General features: G+C 48.8%; 18 protein-coding genes. 15 read left to right on the top strand and 3 right to left on the bottom strand.

What is annotated here, in order from left to right:
• The 9 genes from SOI44_RS03850 to SOI44_RS03810 form a co-directional block, all read left to right on the top strand.
• On the top strand, nt 1-1,676 hold a 1,676-nt coding region (locus SOI44_RS03850; protein WP_331347914.1), incomplete at its 5' end, for a phage tail tape measure protein.
• On the top strand, nt 1,677-2,045 hold the full coding sequence (locus SOI44_RS03845; protein WP_331347913.1) for a hypothetical protein: 369 nt from the start codon (nt 1,677-1,679) through the stop codon (nt 2,043-2,045). It abuts the gene before it with no gap.
• Between the two features lie 15 nt (nt 2,046-2,060).
• Nucleotides 2,061-4,865 (top strand): hypothetical protein, encoded by a 2,805-nt coding sequence (locus SOI44_RS03840; RefSeq protein ID WP_331347912.1) that lies wholly within the window; start codon nt 2,061-2,063, stop codon nt 4,863-4,865.
• 10 nt (nt 4,866-4,875) lie between these two features.
• Nucleotides 4,876-6,474: a discoidin domain-containing protein gene (locus tag SOI44_RS03835; protein WP_331347911.1), complete on the top strand. Its 1,599-nt coding sequence runs from the start codon at nt 4,876-4,878 to the stop codon at nt 6,472-6,474.
• Nucleotides 6,475-6,495: 21 nt separating this feature from the next.
• The gene (locus tag SOI44_RS03830; RefSeq protein WP_331347910.1) at nt 6,496-7,293 is read left to right on the top strand and encodes a hypothetical protein; all 798 of its coding nucleotides are present in this window, start codon (nt 6,496-6,498) and stop codon (nt 7,291-7,293) included.
• Entirely contained in the window at nt 7,293-8,828 is a 1,536-nt protein-coding gene (locus SOI44_RS03825; protein ID WP_331347909.1) for a hypothetical protein, read from the top strand. Before SOI44_RS03830 ends, SOI44_RS03825 begins: the two co-directional genes overlap by 1 nt.
• Nucleotides 8,825-9,169, top strand: coding sequence for a hypothetical protein (locus SOI44_RS03820; RefSeq protein ID WP_331347908.1), 345 nt, complete (start codon nt 8,825-8,827; stop codon nt 9,167-9,169). The genes SOI44_RS03825 and SOI44_RS03820 overlap by 4 nt, the downstream gene beginning before the upstream one ends.
• Nucleotides 9,170-9,173: 4 nt before the next feature.
• Nucleotides 9,174-9,443 carry a phage holin family protein gene (locus SOI44_RS03815; protein WP_066647697.1) on the top strand — a complete coding sequence of 90 codons (270 nt, stop codon included), beginning with the start codon at nt 9,174-9,176 and terminating at the stop codon, nt 9,441-9,443.
• Between the two features lie 117 nt (nt 9,444-9,560).
• Nucleotides 9,561-10,529 (top strand): GH25 family lysozyme, encoded by a 969-nt coding sequence (locus tag SOI44_RS03810; RefSeq protein WP_331347907.1) that lies wholly within the window; start codon nt 9,561-9,563, stop codon nt 10,527-10,529.
• Nucleotides 10,530-10,605: 76 nt separating this feature from the next.
• On the opposite strand, the gene SOI44_RS03805 is transcribed toward SOI44_RS03810, so the two are convergent.
• The gene (locus tag SOI44_RS03805; RefSeq protein WP_331347906.1) at nt 10,606-11,208 is read right to left on the bottom strand and encodes a GNAT family N-acetyltransferase; all 603 of its coding nucleotides are present in this window, start codon (nt 11,206-11,208) and stop codon (nt 10,606-10,608) included.
• A gap of 419 nt (nt 11,209-11,627) precedes the next feature.
• On the opposite strand from SOI44_RS03805, the gene SOI44_RS03800 reads away from it, so the two are divergent.
• The 3 genes from SOI44_RS03800 to SOI44_RS03790 are packed head-to-tail and all read left to right on the top strand — an operon-like array spanning nt 11,628 to nt 13,631.
• Nucleotides 11,628-11,945, top strand: a complete 318-nt coding sequence (locus tag SOI44_RS03800) for an rRNA biogenesis protein rrp5 (protein WP_331347905.1) — start codon at nt 11,628-11,630, stop codon at nt 11,943-11,945.
• Nucleotides 11,935-13,068 carry a DUF2800 domain-containing protein gene (locus tag SOI44_RS03795; protein ID WP_331347904.1) on the top strand — a complete coding sequence of 378 codons (1,134 nt, stop codon included), beginning with the start codon at nt 11,935-11,937 and terminating at the stop codon, nt 13,066-13,068. Before SOI44_RS03800 ends, SOI44_RS03795 begins: the two co-directional genes overlap by 11 nt.
• Nucleotides 13,069-13,070: 2 nt before the next feature.
• Complete coding sequence (locus SOI44_RS03790; protein ID WP_331347903.1) at nt 13,071-13,631, top strand: DUF2815 family protein; 561 nt, start codon at nt 13,071-13,073, stop codon at nt 13,629-13,631.
• A 286-nt stretch (nt 13,632-13,917) separates the two neighbouring features.
• On the opposite strand, the gene SOI44_RS03785 is transcribed toward SOI44_RS03790, so the two are convergent.
• Nucleotides 13,918-15,234, bottom strand: coding sequence for an IS30 family transposase (locus SOI44_RS03785; RefSeq protein ID WP_331347902.1), 1,317 nt, complete (start codon nt 15,232-15,234; stop codon nt 13,918-13,920).
• A 218-nt stretch (nt 15,235-15,452) separates the two neighbouring features.
• On the opposite strand from SOI44_RS03785, the gene SOI44_RS03780 reads away from it, so the two are divergent.
• Entirely contained in the window at nt 15,453-16,094 is a 642-nt protein-coding gene (locus SOI44_RS03780) for an SDR family oxidoreductase (protein WP_003596107.1), read from the top strand.
• Between the two features lie 95 nt (nt 16,095-16,189).
• Here the strand turns inward: SOI44_RS03780 and SOI44_RS03775 are convergent, their stop codons facing one another.
• The gene (locus tag SOI44_RS03775; RefSeq protein WP_261621905.1) at nt 16,190-16,333 is read right to left on the bottom strand and encodes a hypothetical protein; all 144 of its coding nucleotides are present in this window, start codon (nt 16,331-16,333) and stop codon (nt 16,190-16,192) included.
• Nucleotides 16,334-16,441: 108 nt separating this feature from the next.
• On the opposite strand from SOI44_RS03775, the gene SOI44_RS03770 reads away from it, so the two are divergent.
• Both SOI44_RS03770 and SOI44_RS03765 read left to right on the top strand, forming a co-directional pair.
• Nucleotides 16,442-16,627, top strand: coding sequence for a hypothetical protein (locus tag SOI44_RS03770; RefSeq protein ID WP_331347901.1), 186 nt, complete (start codon nt 16,442-16,444; stop codon nt 16,625-16,627).
• 77 nt (nt 16,628-16,704) lie between these two features.
• A complete protein-coding gene (locus SOI44_RS03765) occupies nt 16,705-18,687 on the top strand; it encodes a DNA polymerase (RefSeq protein WP_331347900.1) in 1,983 nt (660 codons plus the stop codon).
• Nucleotides 18,688-18,739: the final 52 nt, after the last annotated feature.

Genomic DNA, 18,739 nt, shown 5'->3' with positions numbered 1-18,739 from the left:
TCACTGGCCTCACCAAAGCGCAGAAGGTTGCAACGAAGAATGGTCAATCCCTCAGTGATGCATTGAAGGACTTCTCCAAAACGATGAACAGCAACCAGAGTGACACGGAGAAGCTGCAAGCAGCATACGACCTGTTCGGCTCTCGTGCTGGTGGTGCCATCTATAACGCTGTGCAGAGTGGCAAGCTCTCACTCGATGACCTGTCCTCTACTCTCGGGGATTATGCAGGATCCGTAGAGAATACCTTCAACGAAACGCTGGATCCTCTGGATCAGATGACGGTTGTGATGAACAACCTGAAAGACCTCGGCGCAGAAATCGTCGATGCTTCTGCACCGATGATCACTGAAGCCATGACGCAGATCAAAGACGTGGTGACCGGACTCAAGGATGCATGGGACGGATTATCCCCGGGCATGCAGGAAGCCATCGTAAAAGCAGCGCTCATTGCTGCCGCGGTTGGTCCTGTTCTTGTCGGTGTTGGAAAGGTTGTCTCAGCAATCGGTGGAATCACCTCGACGCTTGGTACCTTTGTCGGTTTTATCTCCGGTACCGTGATCCCGGCAATCGGTGCGGTCTCCGTTCCGATTCTTCCGATCATCACCATCATCGCGGCTGTAGTTGCAGCAGTGATTGGCGTCATTGAGATCGTGAAACACTGGGGAGAAATCTCCGAGTGGTTTGGCGGAGTCTGGTCTACGGTCTGTGATGGTGTAAAAACCGTCGGCAGTGCGCTCGGTGACTTCTTCTCCGGGCTCTGGGACGGAATCAAATCCACAACGGAAACGGTCTGGAATGGAATCAGTGGTTTCTTCTCCGGCCTGTGGAGTGGAATCAGCACTACGGCAACGACGGTTTTTACCAGCATCTCCGACTTCCTCGGAAATACCTGGACTACAATCAGTGGAGCAACATCTTCTGCTTGGAGTGGAATTACCACTACCCTCTCCGGTGCATGGAATGGCATTAAATCAACAGCCAGCACTGCCTTTGAGAATGTCAAAACGACCATCAGCACTGCATGGGATACGGTAAAGACCAAAACCGGGACCACTTGGGATGCCATTCAGTCTTCCGTTGAATCACATGGCGGCGGCATCAAAGGCATCATCGGGACAGCTGTGGATGCTTATAAATCGATCTGGGAAGCAGGATTTTCCAAGATCAATGATCTGACTGGCGGCAAACTCGGTGATGCTTTATCTGCTGCCCGAGGCAAACTTGGCGATATCAAGGGAGCCTTCTCCTCGATGATTGAAAACGCCAAGGGCATCGTAAGCGGCGGTCTTGACCGAATCAAAGGATTCTTCGCCGGATGCCATCTCCAGCTTCCGCATATCAAACTTCCACATTTCTCCATCAGTGGCAGTCTCTCTTTGAATCCTCCTTCTGTGCCGCATCTGTCAGTTGACTGGTACAAGAAGGCCATGGACGATGCCTACATCTTAAACAGCCCCACCATCTTCGGCGCTGCAGGTGGCAGACTTCTCGGTGGTGGTGAAGCCGGGCAGGAAGCAGTCGTCGGTACTGACAAACTGGCTGAGATTGTGCAGGGAGCCCTTGTCGGAGCTGGCGGGGGAGATATCGTGATCCCGGTTTATATCGGGAATGAACGAATCGAGGAACTGGTCGTAAAAGCACAGCAGCGAGTGAACTACCGGTCAGGAGGGAGATAAATGCTGAGCGAATATCCGATTTATTTCGATGACGTTAAGCTATTCACTCCGGAAAGCTGGGAAGAAAGCTACGCTGTTATCGAAAATACCAATCAAACCGAGGCAGGAACGGATCAGGTGATTGTCACAAGATATGACAAGCTCTCCGTTTCTGCTTCTTTTAAATGTTCCAGCCGCTGGGCTGCAAAGTTCGCTGAGTTCCGGGACAAGGATTCCATTCAGGTGAAGCTATATGACCTGAAAACACAGGACTATAAGACCCGGACAATGCGGATGCGAAATTTCAAAACCGGTCCTGAGAAGAACTCGGAAAAGACTAGATGCACGAACGGACTTTATACCGTGAATTTTGATTTGCAGGAATTTTAAAGGAGGAGGGCTGCCATGTACAAAGTAAGTGAACAGTATAAAGCAGCCATGCAGCGGCCTGTCCAGAGTTATCGGATGCGGGGAACCATCGGAAACACGGTATTTGATGATTCCCACATCCTTTCGGGCTCGTTTTCCATTACAAACCAGTGCTCGGATGAGACGCAGGTCCTAATCGGTCAGGTGTATATCGCAGAGCTTAAAATAACGCTTCTAGGCATGGAGGATGAGCGCTACGCCTTAAAGGATGCTGGTATCCGTCCATTCTTCGGAATGCGTCTTGCGGATGGAAGCTATGAGGACATTCCGCTTGGCGTGTTTACCATCTCGGAAGCGAACTGGGGAAACAGCGGAGTTGAAATCACAGCCTATGACAACATGTCAAAGCTTGACCGGAGTTTTTCCGCATCGACGCTGACGGGGACCGCCTACCGGCTCGCCTCTATCGCCTGCCGCTCCTGCGATCTGGAACTTGGCACTTCTGCAGAGGAGTTTGCTTCCTTTGCAAACGGGAATATGACCTTCAGTCTCTATGCTGACAACAACATCGAGAGCTGGAGAACCTTCCTCTCGTGGGTTGCGCAGGCTGTGGCCTGTAACGTTTTTGCAGACCGTGAAGGAAAGATCATCTTTCGTCCCTACGATCAGATTCCGGTCGATACGATTGATGCGGCTCATCGGTTTACCGGCTGTACCTTCGGCGATTATGTGACAAGGTACACCGGACTTTCCTGCGTGGATATCGCTGCTCGGGAAACAAAATACTACGGAGAAGATACTGATGATGCCCTGACCTATAACCTTGGCGAGAATCCCTTTCTGCAGAACGGTGATGTAGACGTGATGCGGAAAAGCATCCTCACAGCTCTTGGCAGTATTCAGTATGTGCCGTTCAAGGCTGAAATGATCGGGAACCCTGCCTATGACCTTATGGATGTTTTCCGATTCACAGGTGGACATGCAGATGATAACAGGCTCTTCTGTATGACGAAGTTCGTGTTCTCCTACAACCAGAAATATGAAATGTCTGGCGTCGGGAAGAATCCGGCTCTTATTACCAGAAACAGTAAGAGCGATAAGGACATCTCTGGCCTTGTTGATGAAGTGAATTCGATCACGAGTTCTATCAACAGCCTGCTCTACGATTACAATACCGGGACATTATCCTTTAGCCAGTCTGAACGAATCGCCGGATGTATCTCCTACTACATCTCCAAGGAAGCAGATGTCGAGGGACATTTTCTCATGCATTACCGGACGGACCAGTCCACAACGATGATCGTCCGAGTCTACGATACGACTGTTGAAGAGCTCTATTCTCCTCTGATTTATGACCTTCCTGCCGGTGATGGCACCATCGGAATCCCTCACTCCTACCTTCATCGAGTGGCCGGAAATCATGAGGCGCTTATCAGTGTTCAGTGCACAATCGGCACGATTGAAGTTCAGCCAAGAGGTATCTTTTTTACCATTAACGCTGGAAACTTCGCAGAGGCTGTCGATGAAATCGGCATGGACATTCGTGATATTTCCATGCGGCAGCTATCCGAATCAGACGGCCCAGATCAGATCTGGTGTGCCGGAATCGAGAACGGGAAACTTCTCATCAGCCGCCGGGAATACAAGTCCTCTTCAAAAAGTGTCATTAAATGGGAAGGTGTCTATACACCCGGAGAAGCACTGAATGCTGCCATTGAGTTTGATGGATCCTGGGTTCTTCGGACCGGAGCCGAGAAGTTCACGATTGAAACAGATGATCAGCCGTGGATCTTCTGGATTACGGATAAAACGACAAGAACCCTTTATGCCCAGAAAGGTGACGATGAAACGACAAGATTTGTCGCCGCAGAAGGTGTGAAATCCGTCCATGCCTGCAAAGGCTACAGTTCGGAAATGTATCCGGAACAGGATCAGGGACTGGTTCTTCTCTATGTAAAGACGGACGGCTCTGTCTTTTATCGTCAGTACACGCTGAATACCGAAACCAAGACGAAGATCTGGTCCAATGAAACAGAGATCGGGAAAGGAACGGAATGGCTGGAAGCCAATGTGCATCGTCTCAATGACTATCGCCTAAGCTTTGAACTGACGAGCGCTTCCGAAAATCACTGGATGATCACCGGACGAACTTATGTCGGCCAGTCCGTCTATCCGGAGAATGCAGACTTTAATGACAACAATAAGATCGGCATCAGCATGTTCCGTAATCGCGATACGATTGATTTTACGGGCAAGGCCGTGCTCTTTGACGACCCGGTTGCTCCGGAGAAAGTTTTCCGTATCCGGTATCCGTATGATATCAAAGCCTTTGATTCTTCCTATAGAAGTGCCGTCACAGTGACATTGAACGGCAAAGAGCTCTCTGGCAATAGCTATACCTTAAGTCTCGATGGTACGGATCTCGTGATTACCACGAAAGATGAAGTGGCGGCTACAAGAGCCAAGGAAGCTGTATTGCAAGTTGATATTTCTGCAGAAGATACACCCTTTTACCTGTCGAACGGAAATGGTGTAAACCGTCTTTTACTCTATGACCAGAGCTTCAGCTGGACCATTGAGAGAAATATCACTGTTAAGAATATTGAAATCGAAGAAACGGTAGGAATTCACATTGCCGCAACTTCTGCTATCACAACCCATCAGGTTCAGAATCAGGCAAGCATCCAGCCAGATGAAGGAACCCTTCACGCAGCCATGACTTCTTCCTTTATCACAAGACAGGTAAAGGAAACAAAAATGACCGTCTCCGATGAGGGAGAGCTTAAAGCTTCTGTCACCGCAGAGATCAAGACTTACATGACGAGCGACGCACCGATCTAAGGAGGATAAGATGGATAGTAAATGTAAGATCCGTTTTCAAAACGAATATACCGTCACCGTAGAGCGGTGCGGCAAGAAAAAAGAATACCACTTCGGAAATGTGGTTCTCTCGAACATGCTGAACGTGAGCTTCAACTTCACCGGAGTCCGTCTTGGCTCCGGCACGGGAACTCCGGCCAGCTCAGATACTGACGTATTTACAAAGCTCTGGGATATCACCTGCACAAAGACCGTTTCGCTTGATGAAGAGAAACAAGCTGCCATCCATACGCTGGTCGGCGAAGTTCCTCCGGATACCGACCATGTCGGAACCATCACGGAGCTTGGCGTTCTGGTAAGCTCAACGGTTGTCACCCATGCCCTCATCAAGGACGCCGAAAGCAACCCGATCACGATTAAAAAGGATGATCTCACCCGCGTGATCGTAACTGCCAGAATTACCATGACACTCTCTGCATCCAGTCCTTGGATCGCAGTGCCTGTCCGCCACACTCAGCTCTACATGAAAAAAGCAAAGGATGACGAGGGACAGGAAACAGAAAGAGGCTGGGGCGATCTTGGATCGCTGTTTCTGGAGCTCTGCACGAACAGCAATGCGGCTATCGGCGACGGCGAAATGACAAGCACCTATTCGTACATCGGCACGAGTTATGGCAGCTACTATTGCACGAACTCCTGCTACGGCTACGGAAAAGCGCAGAGCAGCAATTCCTATGCAGACAGCAAACGGACAGCTAAGTTTGACTTCCGTGCGCCTGCAACACTGCTTGATTATCCGGTGTACTTCAATACCATCTTGATCGGTGGCGTCTGCTATGCAGAACTTCCCAATTCCGAGCTTGTGCCGAATTATACGATCACCGGATATCCGGTGGGTACCGGCGACGGAACAACGAAAGATTTTCTCTGCCCGTTCAGTTATTTTGTGAAGGACACGGATTCTATTACCGTGGGTGGCAATACTCTAACTCGTGGCGTAGATTACACGGTTATCAATGACAACAACCATGAAATGCTGCAGGAGCTGACACCTTTTGCAAGAGCCAAAGCATCCGGCGGCAACCGGGAGAAAAACCGGTCCGGAGTCGGCCTCTTCACAAGGCCCCTCTACAAGTGGCCTTCCAACTATCCGACGGATTTCGGAAACACCAATGGCTGGTATTCCAATTACAAGGATTCGGAATTTGTCTCCCGGATCTATAAAGGCAACCCAGTGATCTTTGATCTGGGTGATTCTTATGAACTCAATAAGTTTAGACTCCCCGCTTCCTTTACGGCGGCAACTTTCACGTTAAGTGTTTCTACCGACGGAGAGACTTATACAGAAGTTTTCTCAGAAGCAAAGGCCGCAAACACGGTTCTGGAAAAGGACTTCGATGCGACGGGACGTTACTGGAAACTGGAAACCACAGCAGATACATCGACGGTGGATTTCAGTGCAGATCCGGCAGCGGTTCCTTTCCTTGGCAAGGTTCAGGACGGATACATTCACTTCAAGGAGGCTCCGGCAAGCGGAGCTGCGATCACAATGAATGTTGCGATGGATCGCCCGTTCAAGACAGGAGAAACAGTCATCGATTACTCAGCGACTCTTGAAATTACAGTCTGACAGAAAGGAGGAGATGTGTTCATGGCACTTACCTTTGATAAGACGATCAATCTGACAGCGTATGACAAGAACCCATCTCCGAAGTTTGTCCGGCAGCTATCCATCACTCATGAGGCTACTGACGGAGAGCTGGTCCAGTACTATGTTCTCCCCTCCTCTATGACCGAAGAGGATAAAAACACTCACGCAATCGGAATCTACGATGAAGAAAACAAATCGTGGTCCTATACAGACTACGACGAAGTGCAGTGGAATACTCCGGGACAGAGAATTGCAGGAAACCGTCTGGAGAGGCTTGGCGTGAAGACGTTTCCGGATGTTGGAGCCATTGCCTTTTATAAGATTGCTTTTCGTGACATCTCAAGAATTGTCGCACCTGTAAATCCCAAAAATGAAAAGACCGATGCTCCGAAACTTTCTGCTGTCCAGAACAGTGATGGCACGATTACTTTCACAATCACGCCTCCGGAAAAGACGGAATACCGCTGCTATCGTCTTGTGATGATGGACGGCGCTTTCTCCGTGGATCATATCAGCTATGATCTGACATTTGCCGTGGATCCTCCGATTGTCTCGGGAACCTATGACTGTTTCTGTATCGGATTTCCGGATGAAGGCCAGTACTGCTCCAAGGACAGCAACGTGATCCGGCTTTCCATCACTGGAAAAGAAAGCACTTATGAGGAACCCTATTATTCCAAGGATGATCTGGATGCTTTGAAGATAAGGCTTGCTGATACTTACTCGAAGAAGGAAATCGACGATGCGCTTGCTGCTCTCAACGCAAAGCTCGAAGACGGAGACATAGGGGAATATTAATGAAGAAGCTATATACCGAAGAAAACATACAGCTCATCGCCGATGCCATCCGGGAAAAGAACGGTGAGACCAGAAAATATAAGGTGTCAGAAATGCCGGCTGCTATTCTTACTCTCCCGACAGATGGCTCGGAAGGCGCCGGTGGTAAGAACTACGTATTCATTACGGATTCCAAAGAGACTGTGATTTCTGAGTTTCCGCACGACATCAGCACTGTCTGGCTCCTCTCCGATACCATCCTGTCACCGGATATTGAGCTGAAAGATATCGACTGCTCTGTGGTATCGGCGGTTTCCTATGTGAACCGGCTGATGTTAAAACTCACAATCGATACCAGCCAGGTGAAAAAAGGAGAGGAATTTTCTATCCGCATAAACAGCGATGGATATCTGAACCACAACGGAAACTCCATCCGGCGAAAGCTCCCGATCATCAATACGCTGGATCTTTTTGATAACACCGATCTGGGCAGAAATACCATAACCAATACCTATTCCGATGAGGGAACCTGCAGCATTACCACTTCAAAATTCGGTATCATTCAGTTTCCGAATCTACAGGCGACGCTTTCAAAGGCAAGATCGCTGTACACTTCCTGCTCAGTTACCGGTAACTGCCTATTTAATGCCGGCGGCTGTACGCTCGGTATCAACCAGAGAGATAACGGCTACAAAACAATCAGCCTTCAGGAGGTCCCTGTAGATGATGCCATTTCATCCACGAGAATCACATGGGACGGCTACATGCCCTATAGCCAGAACGAATCCAACCGTGGAATGTGGGACCTGTATTTCCTTGGCAACGGCGATTTTTATATCCGGATTACATCACTCGGCACAAACGGCAGCGGATCATACCAGATCAACGGGAATAGCTTCACGAATCCCGGCGCTGGTGGATATGTCTCGTTTTACCGGAAAGATTACTATGGAACGAAGTTTGATATCGTAACTGAAAAATACGATATTTCAAAGCATCACTCCGGGGCTGACGAGGTTCTGAAAAGCATCAGCTTAACCGATGTCCTCGCTGATGTAGATGGCCTTTCCTACATCTTGAAGAGTGATGTAGATGATCAGACCTATACCGTCGGGAACGAAAACTTCTCGTGGCCGCTGGCTGGTAAGACTTACACCACGTTCTACGTCAGCACGAACTCGTGGATCGGAGTCACTGGTTCCGGTTCAGAAGAGGTCAAGGTAAACCGAAAAGACGCCAAGGCGCATCTCCTCTCACACGGGAACTACAAGCTGACTGATATCGGCATCACCTGCTACAAGATTCGATGGGAAGGATATCAATACTACAGTGGCAGTTCCTCTGTGAATCAGATCTGGGAGCTTTATCTTTTTGAAAATGGTGATGCCATGATTCGGATGGAGAAGAAATCGACCTCGGATGGCAAGTTTTCTTTCTTTGGCACGACCTTCTCCATAAACGAAGGAGAATGCGTCTCTTTTTATCGGACCGGTGAATCGACCGGCAAGTTTACGGCTGCAACAGAAGTCTATGACATTACAAAGCATGTGTCATGAAGGAGGTGATACCGTTGATAGACTTCATTTTGAAGTATTGGATTCAGGAGTTGTTCGCTCTGGTCATCGCCATCATCACATGGCTTTGGCGAGCACTTCTGCGAAGAAAACAGGAAAACGAACAGATCAGAGAAGGAATGATGGCACTGCTGCACGACCGGATTTATCAGGCCTGCAGCTTTTTTATTGCCCGGGGATGGTGCTCACCGGATGACCGGAGCAACCTAGAGTACCTGTACAAACCATACAAGGCACTTGGCGGCAACGGAACCGGAGAAACCCTGTACAAAAAGTGTCAGGAACTGCCCCTCTCGGCAGACAGTAAAGAAAAGGAGGAATGAAGCTATGGACTTTGGAATCGCTAGTGTGGCAGCAATCACGGTGATCGCCTATCTCGTCGGTATCGGCTGCAAAGCGGCTGGCTCCGTGAAGGATGAGCTGATCCCGGTGATCTGCGGTTGCGTCGGTGCCGTGCTCGGAATCGCCGGGCTGTATCTCATGCCGGACTTCCCAGCCAAGGATATCATCAACGCCCTCGCAGTCGGCATCGTATCCGGTCTTGCAGCAACCGGTGTAAACCAGATCTACAAGCAGCTGACCAAAACGAATCAGTGAGAGGAGGTGATCCTCATATCTCGGCTGCTCCTTCCGTCAAAGGAGCGCTTCCGGCTCTTTGGGCTTCAAAACCCAGGGAGCCTTTCTTATTGTCACAAATCTTAAGGAGGTAAGAACATGAGTGAGTTCAGAGGTATTGACGTCAGCCACTGGCAAGGAGCCATTGACTGGACAAGAGTCAAAGCAGCCGGTATTCAGTTCGCCATTATCAAGTCTGGCGGATCGGATGACGGATTCTACACAGATCCCAGATGGGAAGAAAACTACAGAAATGCGAAGACTAACGGCGTCGCTGTCGGAGCGTATTATTTTGTCGGGCCTGGCTGCACTTCCGCAGCAGACGGAAAGGCAGATGCAGAACGCTTCCTTGCACAGCTCAAGGGAAAGCAGCTCGAATATCCTGTCTTTATTGATCTGGAAGCCACTGTTCCTTCTGCCAAGACAGGCGCTACGGAAGCTACGATTGCATTCTGCCGAGCACTGGAAGCGGCTGGATATTTTGCAGGGATTTACAGCTCCACCGATTCCGGCTTCCGTGAGAGACTGGATGATTCCAAGCTCACGCCATTCACACATTGGGTCGCTCAGTATGCTTCCAAATGTACCTATTGCGGGGCTTACGGGATCTGGCAGTATTCTTCCACCGGCTCAGTAAACGGCATCAGCGGAAATGTCGATATGAATATTTCCTACATCGACTATCCGTCCACTATTAAGACCGGTGGATTCAACGGGTTTGCAAAGCAGCAGGCTCCTGCTCCCACTCCGGCACCAGCGCCGGCAAGAAAGAGCGTGGATGAAATCGCGCATGAAGTTCTGAGCGGTTCATGGGGAAACGGAGACGACAGGAAGAACCATCTTGCTGCCGCTGGATACAGCTATGACGCTGTTCAGGCCAAAGTAAATGAGCTGATGGGGGCCTATAACCAGCCGCAGGTGATCTATTACACCGTGCGTTCCGGTGATACGCTCTCTGCCATTGCAAGGAAGTACGGCACATCTGTCGGCACAATCCAAAAGCTCAATCCTACGCTGATCCGAAATGTGAACCTGATCAAGGTTGGATGGAAAATCCGTGTGGAATAAAGAAATGGCCAGAGGACTGTTCTTATGAGTGTTATCCTCTGGCCTTATTTTTTTCTCTACAAACTGGAATTTGCTATTACAGTTTCTTTCTGTATAGAAGGCATTTCAAAGCAACATCGCCTTGCAATTCAAGGACAATGCTTTGCTCGCCTATACGTTCAAATCCACGATGTTCATAAAACTGATAGGTGCAATTTGTATCTGTGTAAAGGTATATCTCTTTGCCTTGTTTTATTCTTGTAAGTTCATTTAACAGAAATGTACCGACACCTTTGACCTTGCTGTCAGGATTAGCTGCTAAAAAGCGAATTTCTCCGTCTGGGTTGAACTGCTCCGTATATTTTTCATACATTGCTTTATTAGCTTCGTTATATGGCATAACACCGCTACCGAAAAATAGGTTTTGAATCACATCTACAAATTTAACATATGCACTTTTCCAAAAAGACTTGTATGGTTTCGGTTCGTTTTTCATATCTACAACAAGAACGCCAAGAAGCTTATCTCCTTCATAGGCGGCAAGCACTTGTGTGGCGTTCGTATATTCCAGATACCAAAAGTATTGCCCATAGGCATTTAGTATAAATTTGTTTTTCAAATACTCTTCAAAATGCATACCTTGGATAGCAAAACGGATTACTTTTTTGAAATCTTTTTGCTGAATCTCTTTTATCTGCAATCGAACTCACCTCGCTGTCAAATTCTAATTTGTTGTTCTCTAATCTGATTCTATACCACTCTGTCTATACCGTTCAATAAATATCTGTTCCTTGCCTGAAGGTATCCTCTTCGAATGCCCGCAGGCTTTTTTTATTTTTTCTCATTCAGGGGTGCGTTTCTCCCCTCCTTTCGAGGACGGAAGACATGAAGGGAGAACAACAAAGAATCGAGGTGATGACATGAAACTCAGACACAGAATCCGCATCAACGTCACGGACAGCTCCGGACGCAGGACAAAGGTAGTAAGCAGCGGTGTCCGCCACCTTCCGATGAAACTCCTCACAGCTCTCTTCGGGGAAAACACGGAAGTACTAATCCTCTCTCCTGGTCAGAGCGTCCAGTCAGTAGAAATCCATGAAATGAAAGGAGGCGAAACAAATGACTCAGGAAGAACTGCTTAAGGCAATCGCAGAAGATTTCCGCAGAACAGCCGACCACATTGAAAAGCTCACAGGTGTAGAAAGCCCCGCCGATCCTAAAGCGGAAACGGCCCCGTCTGCAGAAAACGTACCGGATGAAAAGCCGGTGACACTCGAGGAAGTTCGCACGGTTCTCTCTGCAAAGAGCAGCGAAGGCTATGGAAGCCAGGTCCGCGATCTCATCCACTCATTCGGTGCAGAGAAGCTCAGCGCGGTCGATCCCTCGCACTACAGGAAAATGCTGAAGAAAGCTGAGGTGATCGGGAATGCCGGTTAATCACGCAATGCTCTCTCCTTCCAGTGCACACAGGTGGCTTCACTGTACGCCTTCCGCACTGCTCGAGAAATCCTTCAGTGATACCAGCTCTCCTGCTTCAGCGGAAGGAACTGCCGCTCATGCCCTTGCTGACCACAAAGTAAAGCGAGCTCTCAAGCGTCGCAGCAAACGTCCAGTGTCTGATTACAACACAGACGAGATGGAGGAATGCACTGACGATTACCGTGACTTTGTCATGGAGCAGCTTGGCAAGGAAAGACAGACCTGCAGTGATGCTCAGGCTTACACGGAGATCGAACTTGACCTTTCAGCTTACATTCCGCATGGCTTTGGGACCAGCGACTGCATCATTGTTTCCGATAACAGGATGCATGTCATTGATCTGAAGTACGGTCAGGGAGTGCTCGTGGAGTCAGAAGAAAACCCGCAGATGATGCTCTATGCACTCGGCGCACTGGATCTCTTCGGAGATCTGTACAACTTCGAGGAAGTATCGCTGACCATCTTCCAGCCGAGACGAGACAATATTTCGACCTGGAACACCACGGTATCACACCTCAGGGAATGGGCAGATGAAGTCTTAAAACCTAAAGTTGCTCTGGCCAATGAAGGACTCGGCGATTACTGCTCCGGCGACTGGTGCCGCTTTTGCAAAGCAGCAGTCAAGTGCCGTGCAAGAGCCGAAAAGCAGCTCGCTCTCGCAAAGTACGAATTCCAGAAGCCACCCCTCCTCTCGGATGAAGAGATTGATGAGATCCTTCCCGATCTCGATCCACTGATGAAATGGGCTGAAGATCTGATGCAGTATGCCACAGATGAAGCTGCCGAACATGGGAAGAAGTGGAAAACCTACAAACTTGTCGAGGGACGCTCAAAGAGAAAGTACACAGATGAGCAGGCTGTATCAGAGGCCGCGAAGAATGCCGGCTATACCGACATTTACAGGAGAAGCCTCATCCCCATCACGGAAATGGAACGCCTGATGGGTAAGAAAACGTTCCATGAAGTTCTTGGCGGACTTGTGATGAAGCCGCCGGGCAAACCGACGCTCGTACCGAGATCGGACGGGCGACCGGAAATAATGGCAGATGATGTTCATAACGAATTCAAGGAGGAAATTTAATTATGCCTATTAACAATCATTCTACAAAAGTCGTAACCGGTATCGTAAGACTCTCTTATGCAAATGTATGGGAACCGAAGTCCATCAACGGAGGCAAGGAAAAGTACAGCGTTTCGCTGATCATCCCGAAGTCCGACAAGAAGACCATTGACGCTATCAACAAGGCGGTCGATGCGGCTATCGAGGACGGCGTAAGCAAGTTCGGCGGCAAGAAGCCGAACAAGGCAGCCATCAAGCTCCCTCTCCGCGACGGTGATATTGAGCGTGATGACGAGGCCTACAAGGACAGCTTCTTCGTCAATGCCAACAGCACCACTCCGCCCCAGATCGTTGACGCTCATGTTCAGCCGATTCTAGATCGCAGCGAAGTTTACAGCGGCTGCTATGCGAGGGTATCCGTCACTTTCTACGCTTTCAACTCCAATGGAAACAAGGGCGTGGCCTGCGGCCTTGGTAACATTCAGAAGATCAGGGACGGAGAGCCTCTCGGCGGTCATAGCAGTGCTGCTGATGATTTCTCCGACTTCTCCGACAACAACGGCGATGATGATTTTCTTGGCTAATAGCAGAAAGGCAACGATATGAAATCCAAATACCTCGTGAATTGAAAAAGTAAATTCCAGTGTAGAAGTAAATTCTACTGCAACTTAAAAAGTTCCCTTTTTTTAATATTTCAGATGCAATTCTGTTCTGAGATGCATATAATTAGGATAACTTTACTGACAAAAACCTAAATTTAGACATGCTGAATAAGCCGCTGGAAATGCAGTATGCGAGACTGAATTCCACCAGCCACATTGAAAAAATGTGAAAAGTTTACTTCCAGTCTGACAGCAGATTTTTGTCTGGTTAGTTGTTTCGAATCAGCTTAGGCGAGAGTTTGACTTCATCAGGGTCAATGCGCCTAAGCTGTAGCTTTTTTAAGACTGCCTCGCCGTATGCTTCGGCAGAAACGTCATAGGGTGTACTTCCATTCAGGCTTTTACGTGGCATAGAGTTTATGTGGTTCACAATTAGATTGACGTCCCATTGTGTCAGAAACTCAAAACTTGTGCCTTTTGGCAAGACCATTCTAAGCAGCGTATGAACATTTTCCACGCCGCCTTTCTGGCAGCTCCGCATTGGATCACAGAAGTAAATGCTGGTACGCTCGACCCCCTTGATTCCTGTCTCAAGATCCTGCGGTTTTCCGAATTCGACTCCTCTGTCTGTCAGGATCGTACCGAATAACCGGTTGAACTCATAGGTGCCGATCTTTGCCTCCAGATGGTTATATACAAGACGCACGGCTCCTGGAGTACAACGATTCATCAGAAATGCCAGGAATAGCCTCTCCTGTGTAAAATAAAAGGTCAGAAGGCATTTGCGGCTGTCTCTGCTGGATTTCACCGTATCCATCTCGACCCATTGGTCCAGCTGCAGTTTCTGGAAACAGTCAAAAGTTCGTCCGATGAATACTTCGCGATCGGTGATCTGTGTTTTATGGCACTTCCTCGGCTTGAATTTTGTTTTTCGCTTGAGGTCGATGTTTCTGGCACAGAAACGGCCGTCATTGATGTACTGGTACATGGTTCGTACCGACATATCAATCTCTGGATGATTCGTCAGGATCTGATATGGAGACTGGCCTTGATCGATCAGAGGAGATACGACCCGGTCAATGGCTTGTAGCTCCTTTCGTGTGCGGTTGATGCCGGCTCGTGAACTGGAGAGCAGCTCGGTATATTTCCGGTCCGCAAATCTGGCATCATAGCGGTATTTCTGGCTGATATGGCACTTGGACGGTGTGAGCTGCTTAGGACATCCATTGCAGACATAGGGTGCCCTATCAAGGCGCTGACAGCGTTCTCGCTTGAAGTCCGGGCAGTGCTGATTGCAGGTTGGGCACGAGGCACACTTGATCCCGCAGCGAATGATCTTTCCACATGCATTGGTCTTCCTGCAATGATAGCGATGCTCACAGAAATTCTTCAGGTTTACGAAAAGGCCATGATCTTTCCACACGCTGAGACGGTGAGCCTTGACCTCCTTTGAGATGGTGGTTGGATCCTTACAAAGGTTCTTGGCAATGTCCTTGAAGGTTCTTCCTTCGTTGATTGCTTTTTCAATGTACAGTCTGTCATTGAGCGTCAGATGTTTTTGATTGCCTGGTATTAACTTACTCATTGATTTCCTTCTACTGCTGTCAGAAGGACAGGGCAATCATAGTACAATTATATGAAAGAGTAAATGCTACCTATGCAAGACTAACTTCCACATATAAAACCAAGAGTGGAATTTAAAATTTCATTTTTCAAATCCAAATACCTGTGTTACAATAAAACTGTATCACAAATACCTGTGTTACAATAAAACTGTATTGGGAACAAGAAAGGAAGATTCAAATGGCAAATATCATGATCTTAGGCGCACACGGGCAAATTGCAACGTTAGCGCGGCATCAGTTGCTGAAAGAAACCGATCATCACCTGAGTTTGTTTCTACGCAATGCCGGGCGGCTACAAGACGTCAATCCGCAACGGGAGACGGTGATTGACGGGGATGTCACCGACACCGCCAAGTTGACCAAGGCGCTTGCTGGCATTGACGTTGTCTATGCCAACCTTGGCAACAAGGGAATTGAAGATCAGGCAAAATCCGTCGTGAAAGCGATGGATGCTGCAGGTGTGAGTCGATTGATTTGGATTTCGACGTTGGGAATTTACGATGAAGTCCCCGGCGCTTTTGGCAAGTGGAATCATCAAATGCTTGATGGTGGTTATCTTGAAACCTACGCCGCAGCCGCCAAAGTCATTGAAAATTCTGACTTAAAATATACGATCATTCGGCCAGCTTGGCTTTCCAATAAAAACATTGTCAGTTATGAATTAACGGAAAAAGGCGAGCCATTTAAGGGCACAGAAGTCTCTCGGCGCAGCATCGCTGACTTCGTCGTCAAGCTGATTAACGATCCAAGCAAACACATCGGTGCTTCACTTGGCGTTGACCAACCTAACACCCAAGGCGATAAGCCTTCCTTCTATTAAAGTAACCAGTCATCGGCCAAATCAAAAAGAGTTTATTTCCGTGTTCATCACTGGGAAATAAACTCTTTTCTGTTGCCATGCCCTTTACTTGGCTATCAAAGTATTATCTTTTTAAGCTCGTCAGGTTCATTGACAGAAGCTTCAAGCAATTCTTGAATATCAATTTGCCAAGGATCAGTAAGCATTTCATCGATTGGTTTTAATACTTTCTTTTCGTCCAGCTTGATTACTCCTAACATCAAAATAATAATTTCAGTTTAGATACGCAGTTCTTAGACATTCTTGATACAGTTCTCTACATCATCTACGCCCTCTTCGGGCTCGGCGGACTGGGACTCACGATCATTATGGTCGTGATTTCCATCCGGAATACAAAGCGCGACGATGCGTTTGAGAAGGAACTGCACGACCAGAAGATGAAAAACGAGGCAGCCGCTGCAGAGCGTGACAAGGAATTCGCAGCGGAAAAACAGCAGTGGGACAAGGAATACCATGAAAGACGCATGGCTGCTCTCGAAGATCTGAAGCACTGACAACTGAATAACGGCAACATATAACGGCGGCGGGAGGCAGAATTCCCGCCGCTTATTTTTTTTTATGGAGACACATTATGAAATCACTTAGTATCGATCTCGAAACATTCTCAGACGTCGATCTGAACAAGTCTGGTGTGTACCGGTACACGGAAAGTCCGGCCTTTGAGATTCTTCTCTTCGGATTTGCCAGAGATGATGATCCGGTAACCGTCCTGGATCTGACTGCCGGCGATACCGTTCCTGAAGATGTTCTGGATGCACTGACAGACGAAACAGTGACAAAGTGGGCATTTAATGCAAGTTTTGAACGGATCTGTCTTTCCGCATATCTTAGAAAATATTACCCGGAGTGCTTTGTCACCTACAGTATTCCGGAAGACAGCGTCCGAAATTACCTCGACCCGGCATCCTGGCGCTGTTCCATGATCTGGTCTGCCTATCTTGGCCTTCCCCTCTCTCTGAAAGGCGTCGGCGAGGCATTAGATCTCGAAGAACAGAAAATGGCAGAAGGCAAGGAACTCCTCCGCTACTTCTGCACTCCGTGCAAGCCGACAAAGGCGAACGGCGGCAGAACAAGGAATCTCCCCTCTGACGCACCGGATAAATGGGAGGTCTTTAAGAAATACAACCGCCGCGATGTCGAGGCGGAAATGTCCATCAAAAAGCACCTGCGTAACTTCCCTGTCCCGGAATCAGTCTGGGAGGAATACCACATCGATCAGGAGATTAATGACCGAGGCATTCTTGTAGACCTTGAGATGGCAGAACAGGCCATTGCAATTGACAGCCGGTCAAGAGCCTCTCTTACCGAGAAGCTCAAGAAGCTGACCGGTCTTTCCAATCCGAACTCTGTCGTGCAGATGAAGGACTGGCTGAGTGCCCACGGCCTTAAGACAGATACCCTTGGCAAGAAGGCTGTGGCATCCCTTCTGGAAACTGCTCCGGATGATCTGAAGGAAGTGTTAAAGCTCCGTCAGCAAATTGCCAAATCCTCTGTAAAGAAGTATCAGGCCATGCAGAACGCTGCCTGTCGGGACCACAGAGCAAGAGGAATGTTCCAGTTCTATGGGGCAAACCGCAGTGGACGATTCTCCGGGCGGCTGATTCAGTTACAGAACCTTCCTCAGAACCACATGCCGGATCTGGCGGAGGCAAGAGCCCTCGTGAAAAGCGGCGACTATGATTCTCTGGATCTTCTCTATGATTCCGTTCCGAATGTTCTGTCCGAACTGATCCGAACTGCTTTTATTCCCCGTCCCGGTATGAAATTCATTGTCAGTGACTTCTCTTCCATCGAGGCAAGAGTCCTGGCTTATCTGTCCGGTGAACAGCATACGATAGACTCCTTTGCCAAAGGCGAAGATATCTACTGTGCAACTGCATCAGCCATGTTCCACAAACCTGTGGTCAAGCATGGCATCAACGGTGAGCTCCGCCAGAAAGGTAAGATTGCGACGCTGGCCTGCGGTTATGGCGGTTCCGTGGGCGCTCTGAAGGCGATGGGTGCCCTTGATATGGGACTCAAGGAAGAAGATCTCCAGCCCATCGTGGACGCTTGGCGTGCCGCAAACCCGAATATCACGCAGTTTTGGTGGGACGTCGACCGTGCCGTGAAGGAAGTTATCCGGACAAAGGGAACCAGGGAAGTCAGGGGAATCCGGTTCTTCTACAAAAGCCAGATGCTCTTTATCCATCTTCCTTCCGGCAGAGATCTGGCCTACGTGAAGCCGATGATCCAGCCGAATCAGTATGGCGGCGAATCCATCACATACATGGGCATCGGATCCACGAAGAAGTGGGAACGCATTGAATCATACGGTCCGAAGATCGTGGAGAACATTACCCAGGCGATCAGCCGCGACATTCTCTGCTACGCCATGCGGACGCTCTCCCACTGCTTTATCTGCGCTCATGTACACGATGAGCTGATCATCGAATGCGGCATGGACGTATCCGTCGACGCGGTCTGCAAGCAGATGGGAAGAACCCCTCCGTGGGCACCCGGACTTCTGCTCCGTGCGGACGGCTACGAATGCGAATTTTATAAGAAAGACTGACGTTTCTGATGGGCAGACGCACTTTTTAATCCGAAGGGGTGCGTTCTGCCCG

Source organism: Lactimicrobium sp., assembly GCF_036453465.1.
In the GTDB taxonomy this organism is placed as follows: domain Bacteria; phylum Bacillota_I; class Bacilli_A; order Erysipelotrichales; family Erysipelotrichaceae; genus Bulleidia.
Note: the sequence above shows the minus strand (reverse complement) of the source record. Positions and strands in the feature narration are given on the sequence as shown.